The 11,434-nt window shown below is 63.8% G+C and carries 12 protein-coding genes; 5 read left to right on the plus strand and 7 right to left on the minus strand.

The window, feature by feature from the left end; genetic code table 11:
* Positions 1-18: 18 nt before the first annotated feature.
* Genes AC1D13_RS08865 through AC1D13_RS08880 form a run of 4 tightly spaced genes read right to left on the minus strand, consistent with a single transcriptional unit; the run spans position 19 to position 3,594 of the window.
* Positions 19-321, minus strand: coding sequence for an antibiotic biosynthesis monooxygenase family protein (locus AC1D13_RS08865; protein ID WP_477685442.1), 303 nt, complete (start codon positions 319-321; stop codon positions 19-21).
* 19 nt (positions 322-340) lie between these two features.
* The gene (locus tag AC1D13_RS08870; RefSeq protein WP_457280376.1) at positions 341-673 is read right to left on the minus strand and encodes a 2Fe-2S iron-sulfur cluster-binding protein; all 333 of its coding nucleotides are present in this window, start codon (positions 671-673) and stop codon (positions 341-343) included.
* 27 nt (positions 674-700) lie between these two features.
* Positions 701-2,185 carry a glutamine synthetase family protein gene (locus tag AC1D13_RS08875; protein WP_457280377.1) on the minus strand — a complete coding sequence of 495 codons (1,485 nt, stop codon included), beginning with the start codon at positions 2,183-2,185 and terminating at the stop codon, positions 701-703.
* A complete protein-coding gene (locus AC1D13_RS08880) occupies positions 2,182-3,594 on the minus strand; it encodes a Rieske 2Fe-2S domain-containing protein (protein ID WP_477665758.1) in 1,413 nt (470 codons plus the stop codon). The genes AC1D13_RS08875 and AC1D13_RS08880 overlap by 4 nt, the downstream gene beginning before the upstream one ends.
* A gap of 52 nt (positions 3,595-3,646) precedes the next feature.
* Between AC1D13_RS08880 and AC1D13_RS08885 the strand changes: the two genes are divergently transcribed.
* A complete protein-coding gene (locus AC1D13_RS08885; RefSeq protein ID WP_457280379.1) occupies positions 3,647-4,369 on the plus strand; it encodes a GntR family transcriptional regulator in 723 nt (240 codons plus the stop codon).
* A 14-nt stretch (positions 4,370-4,383) separates the two neighbouring features.
* Here the strand turns inward: AC1D13_RS08885 and AC1D13_RS08890 are convergent, their stop codons facing one another.
* Both AC1D13_RS08890 and AC1D13_RS08895 read right to left on the minus strand, forming a co-directional pair.
* On the minus strand, positions 4,384-5,640 hold the full coding sequence (locus AC1D13_RS08890; protein ID WP_457280380.1) for an SGNH/GDSL hydrolase family protein: 1,257 nt from the start codon (positions 5,638-5,640) through the stop codon (positions 4,384-4,386).
* A 12-nt stretch (positions 5,641-5,652) separates the two neighbouring features.
* Complete coding sequence (locus AC1D13_RS08895) at positions 5,653-6,855, minus strand: MFS transporter (protein WP_457280381.1); 1,203 nt, start codon at positions 6,853-6,855, stop codon at positions 5,653-5,655.
* A gap of 121 nt (positions 6,856-6,976) precedes the next feature.
* Here AC1D13_RS08895 and AC1D13_RS08900 point away from each other — a divergent pair, with 121 nt between their 5' ends.
* Positions 6,977-7,930 carry a LysR family transcriptional regulator gene (locus AC1D13_RS08900; protein WP_457280382.1) on the plus strand — a complete coding sequence of 318 codons (954 nt, stop codon included), beginning with the start codon at positions 6,977-6,979 and terminating at the stop codon, positions 7,928-7,930.
* Positions 7,931-8,075: 145 nt separating this feature from the next.
* Positions 8,076-8,564 (plus strand): Lcl C-terminal domain-containing protein, encoded by a 489-nt coding sequence (locus tag AC1D13_RS08905; protein ID WP_457306593.1) that lies wholly within the window; start codon positions 8,076-8,078, stop codon positions 8,562-8,564.
* A gap of 38 nt (positions 8,565-8,602) precedes the next feature.
* Here AC1D13_RS08905 and AC1D13_RS08910 read toward each other — a convergent pair whose 3' ends face one another.
* The gene (locus AC1D13_RS08910) at positions 8,603-9,637 is read right to left on the minus strand and encodes an NADP-dependent oxidoreductase (protein WP_477689368.1); all 1,035 of its coding nucleotides are present in this window, start codon (positions 9,635-9,637) and stop codon (positions 8,603-8,605) included.
* 120 nt (positions 9,638-9,757) lie between these two features.
* On the opposite strand from AC1D13_RS08910, the gene maiA reads away from it, so the two are divergent.
* Both maiA and pgeF read left to right on the plus strand, forming a co-directional pair.
* Entirely contained in the window at positions 9,758-10,396 is a 639-nt protein-coding gene (gene maiA, locus AC1D13_RS08915) for a maleylacetoacetate isomerase (protein WP_477689369.1), read from the plus strand.
* 183 nt (positions 10,397-10,579) lie between these two features.
* Positions 10,580-11,389 carry a peptidoglycan editing factor PgeF gene (gene pgeF, locus AC1D13_RS08920; RefSeq protein ID WP_477689370.1) on the plus strand — a complete coding sequence of 270 codons (810 nt, stop codon included), beginning with the start codon at positions 10,580-10,582 and terminating at the stop codon, positions 11,387-11,389.
* Positions 11,390-11,434 lie beyond the last annotated feature (45 nt).

Raw genomic sequence — 11,434 nt, forward strand, 5'->3', positions numbered from 1 at the left:
CAGGCCCTGGCTCAAGGCTCAGGCTGACTTGGCCACCAGGTCGAAATGCTCCACCGTGGGCGGGCCGGCAAAGAAGGGCCCGACGATGGCACGCCAGTCGGCAAAGGCGGGCGACTGACGAAAGTCGACGGTGTGGTTTTCCAGTGTGTCCCAGAAGATCTGCAGGATGTAGCGTTCGGGGCTTTCAATGCCCTTGTTGACCTTGAAGCCCTGAAAGCCCTTGGCTTTGGAAATGACTTCGCGGATGCCGCGCTGGATGGCTTCGTCAAAGGCTGCTTGCTGGCCCGGGTGAATGCGGATGTCGGCGAGTTCGAGAATCATGAACAACTTTCTGAGGTAATTAATACTGGGTAGAAGGCAACTCTACCGTCAATCCGTCGAGCGCGGGCGTGAGCTTGATCTGGCAACTGAGCCGGCTGTTGGGAAGGCGCGGCGCGGCGGTAAATGCCAGCATGCCGAGCTCTTCGCCATCAGGTGGCGGCAGGGTTTGCGTGTCCGAGGAAAAAGGTTCCTGCACGTGTACATGGCAGGTGGCGCAAGTCAGCAGGCCGCCGCAGTCGGCGGCAATGCCGTCAATGCCTGCGGCCACTGCGGCTTCCATCAGGCTTTTGCCGACTTTGCCTTTTACCGGCGTGGAGCGGCCGCCCGATTCGATGAAATGGATGGTGATCATGGTTATTTTTTATGCGGGCCGCGGCGGTTAGATCCGGCTGAAGTATTCACGTCTTTGCCAGTCGTCCTGGTCCTGGGCCTCGGCATGGCGGGTGATTTCGGCCTGTTTGACCCGCGTGAGGTAAGCGATGAACGCGCTGCCGAATGCCTCCGCCAGCGTCGTGTCGCCTTGCAAGGCTTGCAGCGCCTCTTCGAGGCTGGTGGGCAATCTTTTGGCGGTGTCACCATAAGGCGCGTCGGTGGCTGGGGGGGCTTTCAGGCGGCGCGCGATGCCGTCCAGCCCGGCGTGGATTTGCGAGGCCAGATAGAGATAAGGGTTCGCGGCGGGTTCGCCGAGGCGGTTCTCGATACGTGTGCCGTTGTCGTTGCATTGGCCAACCACGCGCAGCATGGCACCGCGGTTGTCCCGGCCCCACAAAATCGATTGGGGCGCCAGCGCATTCGGCCGAAAGCGGCCGAAACCATTGATGGTGGGCGTGCAGAAGGCCGTCATGCCGCGCGCATGCGCGAGCAACCCGGCGAGGTAGTGTTCGCCGGTTTCGGTCAGCGTGTACTGCGCGTGCGCGGGTGTGCTTCCGTCCGCGGGGCTTTGGCGTTTGAAGGCGTTGGCACCGGTTTTCAGGTGCACCAGTGACTGGTGCAGGTGCCAGCCGCTGGACATGATGTTGGGAAAGGGCGGGCGGCACATGAAGGTGGCGTGGTAACCGGCACGCCGCAAGGCCTGTTTCACCGCACTGCGAAACAGCACCATGTTGTCGGCGGCTGTCAGCGCATCGGTGGCTTCAAATACCGCCTCGACCTGGCTGGGCCCCAGCTCGATTTCCAGCGACAGCAGGGGCAGCCCCAGCGCCTGCGCCGTGCGCTGTACGATGCGAAGCGGCTCCTCGGCCATGTCCACCCATTGCTCTGACAGCAGGTGGTAGCCGGGATGGATCATGGTCACCTCTGGCGGCAAGCCCGGCCAGTCGGCCCGCGTCGGGTCAAGCTGGGGAACGCTGCCACCCTCGGCAATCCGGTAAATGTGGAACTCGATTTCCAGCCCACACTTCATGCCGTAGCCGGCTTCGGCCAGGTTGGCGAGGGCGCTTTGCAGCACGCGGCGAGTGTCGAACTCCACGGGGCTGCCGTCGGGGAACCACGGCTGGCACTGCACCCAGCCGGTCTTCTCCGCCCAGGGCAATTCTTTCAGGCTCGCCGGGTCGGCCAGCAGCATCACATTGCCGCCAAATTCAAAGCCCGGCAGTTCAGCGGCGCCGCCAGCCTCGAACACTTTGTAGGCGGTGCGGTCGGCCGTGTCCTTGAGCAGCAGCGTGCTCACCATGCCCACGCCTTCGGTCATGGCCTGTGCGGCAGTTGCGGCCACCAGTGTCTTGCCGCGCAACATGCCATGCAGGTCGCACCAGGCAAAGCGCACCAGCTCAAGGCCGCCCGCCTCGATGCGCCGCGTGGCATCGGCCAGCGCAGCCTGCCTTGCCGCGTCTTGCACGCCGCATTGCGCCGCAAAGCTGCTCATGGCTGAGTGACGGTGCTGGGTGAGTCGGAGGTGGCTCTGGCGCCCAGCCACGGCGCACTCTCGCGTTTGGTGCGCGCGGTTTGCTGCCACCACTGAGACCATTCGCCCGCCGGCGCAATGCCATCCACCGTGTCCGGGCCGGTGATCGCTGCGGCCAGCGCAGGGTCGGCGATGCCGGGCGCCACGCCGCCGTTTTGCACGGTCTCAATCGCCTTGAGCAGCACGCGCCGGTTGGCCATGATGACCTTGTCGGAGGTGCCCAGGTGTTCGCGTGTGCGGTCCTGGATCTCGCCCATGCTTTCCACGGCCCATTGGTCGTGCACATTGATGTCTTCTTCGCCCATGCCCAGGTAGGTGGTGCTCATCTGCTCTTCGGCGTTGAAGCCCCAGTTGTTGTGGCGGCCCGCTTTGGGAATGTAATCGGGCAGGGCAATGAACTGCTGGCGCTGCGCGCGCATGCTCTCGCGGTCCAGCGGGGCGCCAAAGCTGGTGAAGAAGGTGTACCAGTAGGTGTTCGTGTCGTCTACCGGCACATGCATCTGCGTGATGGTCATGGTTTCCGACAGCGGAATCACAAACGTGGCCGGAAAGATGGCGTTGGTCACGCGCACATGCGTGAGCTTGTCGGTCATGGCGCGCAGTGCGGTCAGCTGCATGCCCCAGGGCTTGTTTTCAAAGCTGATGTCGGGCTGGGCGAACTCGCGCATGATGCGCGTCATCGGCCACTGCTCGCCGTCCTTTGTGCCGGCGCTGGCGCTGCGAAACTGCTTGCCGGCCGGGTTTTCGCCGATTTCGTCGAGCGGATCGTCCTGCAAAAAGCGATGCAGGAAAGACGGGTGCGCCGGGTCGATGCCCACTTCAAAAGCCTGCAGCCAGTTGGCGTTCCACAAACCCTTGAAGGCAAAGCTGTGCGTGGCCGGTGCGGTAAAGCAATCAAAAGCGGGAAAGGGCGGCGGTGTGCTGCCCTCGTCGCCCATCCAGGCAAACAGCACGCCGGCTTTTTCAATCACGGGGTAGCTGCGCTGGCGTATGCGTTCACACAACTTGCTGCCCGTGGGCTCGGCCGGTGTTTCCAGGCAGCGGCCGTCGGTGGCGAACTTCCAGCCGTGAAAAGGGCAGCGCAGGCCGCCGCCTTGCGCGGCGCTTTCGCGGCGGCCAAACGACAGGTCGGCGCCGCGGTGCGCGCAGTCGCGGTCCAGCAGGCCCCATGCGCCGGAGGTGTCCTTGAACAGCACCAGATTCTGGCCGAACAGTTTGAGCGCCTTGACCGGGCGGATCTCCATACGCGGGTCCAGCGCCGGGTTGAACTCATCGACCAGCGCCGCAGGTTGCCAGTACTGGCGCAGCAGCTTGCCGCAGGGCGTGCCCGCGGTGATGCGGGTGAGCAGTTCGTTCTGTTCAGCGTTCATGGAGACCTTAAAACGGTATACCGAAATTAAAATTCAGTGTACATTCTCGGGCATGAACTTGCAAGAAACCGTTTTGATGCAGTTGCGCGACCTGATCTTGCGCGGCGAGTTTGAGCCGGGCCAGCGCCTGGCCGAGCAGCAACTGGCCGAGCGCCTGGGCGCCTCGCGCACACCGGTGCGGGCCGCGCTGGTCACGCTGGAGCAGGAAGGGCTGGTCGAGGCCAATGACACCGGCAAATACCTGGTGCGCCAGTTCACCCCGCGCGAGGTGGCCGATGCCATTGCGGTACGCGGCCATCTGGAGGGCATGGCGGCGCGGCTGGTAGCTGAGCACGGTGTGTCACGCCAGTTGCAACTTGATTTGCAGTCCTGCCTGGACGAAGGCGACCGCGCACTGGCTGCCAACCCGCTGGGCTATGACAACTACGCGGCCTATGCGGCCATGAACGACCGCTTCCACGCGCTTATCCTGGAGGCCAGCGGCAACCGTGCACTGCAACGCGCGATCGAATTGAACGACAAGCTCCCCTTCGCGTCAGCCTCGGCCATGTTGCCCATGCAGTCCACGCTGGAGCAGGACCGCGACTGGATGCACTACGCGCACCGCCAGCACCACATGCTGTTTGCAGCGCTCAAGGCCGGGGAGGGGGCGCGTGCCCAGGCGCTGGCAGTCGAACACACGGAAGTCGCACAGATGAACATGCGCATGGCGCTGCAGCGGCGCGCCGAAACCGAAAGCCTGATGCCTGGTTTGCGCCTTGTGGTGGGCGGCTAGCGCCTGCCCGCGGTCTAGCGCTCTCCCATTAATAACTTCAGGTCGATGGATTCAGCAACCGCCTTATTGCCGGCATCACCCAGGTGCAGGTGGTCGCCCGAGTCATAGGCGGGCAGGATGCGCAGCGGGTTCTGCGGATCGCGCGCCACCGCATCAAAATCCAGCACCGCATCGAATTCGCCGCTGTCGCGTATCCATGCGTTGACGCGCTGGCGCACCGCGTCTTTTGCGGGGCTGTAGTAATTGGCAATCGGTGAGCCCGGCATTGTCAGCGCGCCCTCGAATGGGGTCAGCGTGGCGCCGACGATGCGCACGCCGCGGCTCCTGGCGCGAGCAATCAGCTGCCGGTAGCCGGCGATCAGTGCGTCAGTCTGTGTGGCGGGCTCCTTGGGTTCAAGGGTGCTGCCAGGCCAGCTGATGTCGTTGATGCCCATGAGCAGCACTACGGTGGCAATACCGGGCTGACCCAGCACGTCGCGCTCGAACCGGGCCAGTGCATTCATGCCCATGTGGTTCTTGAGCACCCGTCCGCCCGAAATACCCGCGTTGAGCACGGCCACGTTTTGACTGGCCAGGCGGCGCGCCAGAAAATCCGGCCAGCGCTGGTCGGCGCCCGGCGTGGACGCCGCGCCGTCGGTGATGGAGTCGCCAAAGGCCACCACGCTGCGTGTGCCCGGTGCGGCGTCGACCAACACCGCGCTGAGAAAGAGGCGGCTGTTCACCGTGGCATCTGCCTTGAGGACGCTCGCGTTCACGGCATTGCCTGCCGCAATCTGCGCGGGCTGAAGGCCGTCCCAGTGAATGGTGGTGAGTGGTGTCGTTTGTGGAAAGTAGAGGCTGACCGACAGGTGGGCCAACGGTGCGACGCGCGTCTCGATCGGGTCGCTCATCACGACGGCGCTTGCCGGCACGGTAACGGCCTGTTGCCCCCCAAAGGTCACTGCCTTTCCGGCTTCGCCGGCAGGCGCTATCTGGGCCGCGCCTACCTGCAAGGCTTGTGAGCCATATTCGTTGGACAGCACGATGCGCACGCGTGAGCCGCCCACGCTGGCCCGGACGGTCTGGCGCACGGTCTGGTCGTGAAGCGTGGCGGGAAGGCCCAGCGGCAGCACAAAGTCATTGCTCCAGATGGGTTGGGGGCTTGCCGTCCAGCTTGGCATCCACACGCCGGCACCAGCTGCCTGCGCCTGCGGTAAAGCACTGGCAAACAGCAGCGCGAATGAAAGAACGGCTTGAAATACGCGCCGCTTTGAAAGGAAAAATGTGTTCATGGTGTGGTTCTCTCAGCAAGTGACGGGGATGGCGCGCGGCTCGGCCTTGTCGCGCGACAGGCTGTACAGAGTGACCGCGATGCCGGCCACCGTGATCAGCGCAGCCAGCCAGCTCAAGCCGCCCAGCCCGAAGGAACTGTTGACGACCAGGCCGCCCAGCCACGCGCCCAGCGCATTGCCCACATTGAAGGCACCGATGTTGAGGCTGGCCGCCAGGTTCTGGCCTGCGCCGTGCGCCTGCTGCAGCACGCGCATCTGCAGCGGCGCCACCGTGGCAAAAGAGGCCGCGCCCAGCAGCCCGACAAACACCACCGTGGCCACCGGCGAATGCAGCACAAAGCCCATCACGCCCAGCACCAGCGCGAGCGCGCCCAGTGTGAGCAGCAGCGACATCCGCAGCCCGCGGTCGGCCAGGCGTCCACCCAGCAGATTGCCCACAAAGAAGCCACCGCCAAACACCAGCAGGATGGGCGACACCGCCGCTTCGCTGAAGCCGGTGATCTGCGTGAGGATGGGCTGGATGTAGGTGAAGATCGCAAACAGGCCGGCGAAGCCGAGCACCGTCATCAAGAGGCCCAGCAGTACTTGCGGGCGGGCCAGGCCGGCCAGCTCTTGCCGGATGGTCGAGGTACCGTTTTCAGCCGCGCTGCGCGGCACAAAAATGGCCAGCACCACAAAGGCGAGCAAGCCGATCAGCGTCACCACCCAGAAAGTGGAACGCCAGCCGTAGTGCAGGCCCAGCCAGGCGCCAGCGGGCACGCCGAGCAGGGTGGCCAGCGACAGCCCGCTGAACATGATGGCGATGGCCGAGGCCTTGCGCTCGGGCGCGACCAGGCCGGTGGCCACGATGGAGCCCACGCCGAAGAAGGTGCCGTGCGCCATCGAGGTAATGACGCGGGCGGCCATGAGGCTGCCGTAGTCCGGCGCCAGCGCGCAGGCCAGGTTGCCCAGCGTGAAGATGGCCATGAGGGCCAGCAGCACGGTTTTGCGCGGCAGCTTGCGCGTGGCCAGCGTCAGCACCGGCGCGCCCACCGCCACGCCCAGCGCGTAGCCTGAAATCAGCAACCCCGCCGACGCGATGGTGACGCCCAGGTCGGCTGAGACCTGCAGCAGCAGGCCCATGATGACAAATTCTGTCGTGCCGATGCCAAAGGAGCCCGCGGTGAGGGCCAGCAGGCCTAACGGAAGTGAAGGGAGTGATTTGCGCGCATCCATGAAAGTCGCCTAAAAAGAGGATGTGCTGAGTGTGAAGACTAAGTGCTATCTTGACTAGAATGCCGAAAAGACAATCATTTATGAATTCAATTCACAATAATTCACGCAAAAATACCAGTTCATGCCCCGCATAGACGTCAACCGCTCCGGCGAGATGGAGGCCTTTGTCCAGGTCGTGGACAAGGGCGGTTTTTCGGCTGCCGCCCGGCAGCTGTGCATGACCCCTTCGGCCGTCAGCAAGCTGGTGACCCGTCTGGAGGCGCGGCTGGGTACGCGGCTTGTCAACCGCACTACGCGCAAGTTGCAGCTCACACCCGAAGGCACGACGTTTTACGAGCAGAGCACGCGCGTGCTGGCCGACATGGACGAGGCCGAACGCGGTGCGGCCGCCGGCGCCATGCCGCGCGGGCGCGTCAGCATCAACGCCAGCATGCCCACCGCGCACTGCTTGCTGCTGCCGTTGGTGCCGGCCTTTCACGAGCGCTTTCCGGATATCTTGCTGGACATTACCTTGACCGACCGCGTGGTCGACTTGCTGGATGAGCGCACCGATGTGGCAATCCGCTGGGGTGCACTTGCGTCGTCCCAACTGGTGGCGCGGCGCCTGGGCGATACGGCGCAGGTGATTGTCGGCAGTCCCGGGTACCTCGCCCGGCACGGCACACCGCGCACACTGGAAGAGCTGGAAGTGCACCAGCGCCTGGCCCATACCTTCAAGCGCAATATGCATTACTGGCCGGTACGGGTAGACGGGCAGGTTCAGCAGTTGCCGATCACCGGCTATGCGCGTGCCAGCGACGGCGAGGCGCTGCGCCACCTGGTACTGGCGGGGGCGGGGCTAGCCCGCATGTCGATGTTCCACGTCGGCCGCGACATTGACGCGGGCCGCCTGGTGCCGGTGGCTGAAAGCCTGAACCCGGGCGAGCGCGAACCCATCCATGCAGTATTTGTCGGCCGGGGCGGCCGCTTGCCGGCGCGCGTGCGCGTGCTGCTGGATTTTCTGGTTGAGCAGGTCACGCAGGAGGTTCTTGATGGTGGCGGGCTCGGGCATGACTACCAGCTGCATCAACCCTGACGCCTGAATGCGCCCGCACACAAACAGTGCGTGAGCGCTAAGTACTACCCCCTACATAGGTTCCCTATGGTTGCAGCGAGATAACTTGCCTAGTATTGGTAACAAGTCGTAAGGCTGCAAGGCCGCTCCGGCCATGGAGATTTCTATGCACCGCAATTCTGTTCACACCTTGGGTCTTTCCCTTTTGCTGTTGGCATTGTCCAGCGCAAGTTTTGCGCAGGAGCGTTTCAGCGTATCCGCAGACAACCAGGAAGTCACCGACAGCCGCACCGGCCTGGTCTGGCGGCGTTGCGCGGAGGGCATGGTCTGGAAGGGCAAGACCTGCACCGGGCAACCGGCTTTCCTGAACCATCCCGATGCGGCCGCGCGTGCCAAGGCGGCTTCCGCGCCGGAGGCCCAATGGCGCTTGCCGATTCTCAAAGAACTCTCCAGCATCGTCTCTGCACGAGAGGCTGACGTGGACAAGGCGGCGATAGATCCGAATGCTTTTCCGGGCACGCCCGTGGCGCGCTTCTGGACATCGAGCAGCACCGGCCCGGGCTATTTCACCTTTGTGGGCTTCAGCGACGGCAGTGCCGGTGAAGCCCCGCGTGCCACGGCGGCCGTCGTGCGCCTGGTGCGCAATGCGAAGTAAGCGGCACCCAACGCCGGCAGCAGCCGGCGCATCGGCCCTCAGTCTTTGGCCACCTGCAGCACCAGTTTGCCGAAGTTCTCGCCGTTGAAAAGCTTGAGCAGTGTTTCCGGGAAGGTGTCCAGCCCCACGACGATGTCTTCCTTGCTTTTCATGGTGCCGGCCTTGAGATAGCCGGCCATCTCCGCCACACCGACGTGGTAGCGGTCGGCGTAATCAAATACCACGATGCCTTCCATGCGGGCGCGATTGACCAGCAGCGATAAATAATTGGCGGGGCCCTTCACGGGCGTGGTGTTGTTGTATTGGCTGATGGCGCCGCAGATGATGATGCGGGCGCCGCGCGCCAGCCGCGCCAGCACCATGTCCAGGATCTCGCCGCCCACGTTGTCGAAGTAGATGTCGATGCCCTTGGGGCAATGTTCCTTCAATCCGGCACGCACGTCGCCGTTCTTGTAGTCGATGCAGGCGTCAAAGCCCAGTTCCTTGACCACCCAGTCGCACTTGGCCTTGCCCCCGGCAATGCCCACCACCCGGCAACCCTTGAGCTTGGCGATCTGGCCTACTGTCTGGCCCACGGCGCCGGCCGCGCCGGAAACCACGACGGTTTCGCCGGCCTTGGGCAGGCCGACTTCCAGCAGGCCGAAGTAGCCGGTCATGCCGGGCAGGCCCAGCACATTAAGCCAGGATGTGAGGCCCAGGCGCGGGTCGATCTTGAACATGCCGCTGCGCTTGATCTGGTCGGCCGGGATCAGGCAATATTCCTGCACGTCGAGTGCGGCGTTCACGTAGTCGCCCACGGCAAAGGCCGGGTTTTGCGAGGCGATCACTTTGCCCACACCGCCGGCACGCATCACGGCGCCGATTTCCACCGGCGGGATGTAGCTTTTGGCGTCGTTCATCCAGCCGCGCATGGCCGGGTCCAGCGACAGGTAAAGGGTTTTGACGAGCACGTCGCCCGGGCCGGGTTCGGCCACGGGCTCGGTGGTGAAGCTCCAGTTGTCGCGTGTGGGCAAGCCGACGGGGCGGCTTGCCAGGCGAATCTGGTGGTTGGCTAAGGTGGCGATGGCGCTCATGGTGGTCTCCGCTGAATTGGGGAAGGTTGTCGCCAGAATGGTAGCGGCGACCGGGCTTTGCACCAGTCGCGCAGGCGATTCGCGCGGCGGGCTGGCAAGGTTTGGGTTTATGCTTTAGAGATGAAACTCCACAACTATTTCCGCTCTTCTTCGTCGTTTCGTGTACGCATTGCGATGGAGCTCAAGGGCCTGAGCTACGACTACATTCCTGTGCACATTGCCAAAGGGGAGCACAAGCAGTCGCCTTACGCCGCCCTGGCCGCCGACACCCTGGTGCCCCTGCTGGAAGTCGATGGGGAAAAGCTGTCGCAGTCGATGGCCATCATCGAATACCTGGATGAAAAATACCCGGAACCGGCCTTGCTGCCGGCGGATGCATTGGGCCGCGCCAAGGTGCGCGCGCTGGCGCAGTCCATTGCCTGCGAAATCCATCCCGTCAATAACCTGCGCGTCCTGAAATACCTGGTCAAGGAACTCAAGCTCGACGAAGCTGCAAAGAACGCCTGGTATGTGCACTGGTGCCGTGAAGGCCTGGAGGCCTTTGAACGCCAGCTGGCCCAATTGCCGGCATCGACCTATTGCTATGGCGATACACCGACACTGGCTGATTGCTGCCTGGTGCCGCAGATATTCAATGCCAAACGCTTTAACGTGAGTTTTGACGGACTGCCGCGCACCATGGCCGCGTTCGACGCCTGTATGGCGCTGCCGGCCTTCCAGAAAGCCCAGCCTTCGGCCTGCCCCGACAACGAAGCCTAAATATGTGGCCCCCACGTTCCCCACTTCGTGTGGTTCACGAGGCCTTGCAGGCCGCGGCTTGCGAGACGCTACGCCTCTGTCGCCTGTCCAAACCTGCTCAAGCAGGTTCGGAGCCGCAGGCTCCAGCCCCTCAGGGGCCAATTTTCCTGGGGGCGGCCCGTCGGAAAATTACCGGTGCCTGTTTTGCATACTGATTGGCTGATTCCCGACTGGCCGGCGCCTGCCGGCGTGCGTGCAGTGTTCACCACACGTGCCGGTGGCGTGTCGCCCGTTCCCTATGACAGCCTGAACCTGGGTGACCACGTCGGCGACCAGCCGGCCAATGTTGCGGCGAACCGCGATGTGCTGCGGCGGGCAACGGGCAGCCACCCGGTGTTCCTTCAGCAGGTGCATGGCAGCGAGGTGCTGGTGTTGAGCGCCGATGCCGCCGACGGCCAGACAGCCGATGCCTGCGTGACGGATCAGGCGGGACTTGCCTGCACCATCATGGTGGCCGATTGCTTGCCGGTGCTGTTCGCGAGCGAAGAGGGCGCTGTGGTGGCCGCAGCGCATGCGGGCTGGCGCGGGCTGGCAGGAAGTCCGACGGGCCCGCACGGTGTACTTGAGGCAGTTTATGAGTCATTTCGGGCTCTGGCCCAACAAAAACAAGCGCAATCAGCTATCAAAATAATAGCATGGCTCGGACCGTGCATCGGGCCTGCAGCGTTCGAAGTCGGCGCTGAAGTCAAGGCCGCGTTCGAAACCGTTCAGTCTGACGCCGGCCGCTGCTTTACGCCGTGCGGCAGCGATAAATACTTGGCCGACTTGCCGGCGCTGGCGCGGTTGCGCCTCAAGGCGATGGGGATTACACAGGTGTACGGCAATGATGGCAGCGATGCATGGTGCACCGTGGGCAATCCGTCAAGGTTCTTTTCCCACCGGCGGGATGCCGGCGTCACTGGTAATGGGTTTGGCGCCACGGGGCGCATGGCCGCCTGTATCTGGCGCGTGTGACGGTGAGGGTTTGTCTGGGGCTGCGTCCGCGTCTGCAGTTTGCTG

The sequence above is a fragment of the Polaromonas sp. P1_E12 genome, from assembly GCF_056405975.1.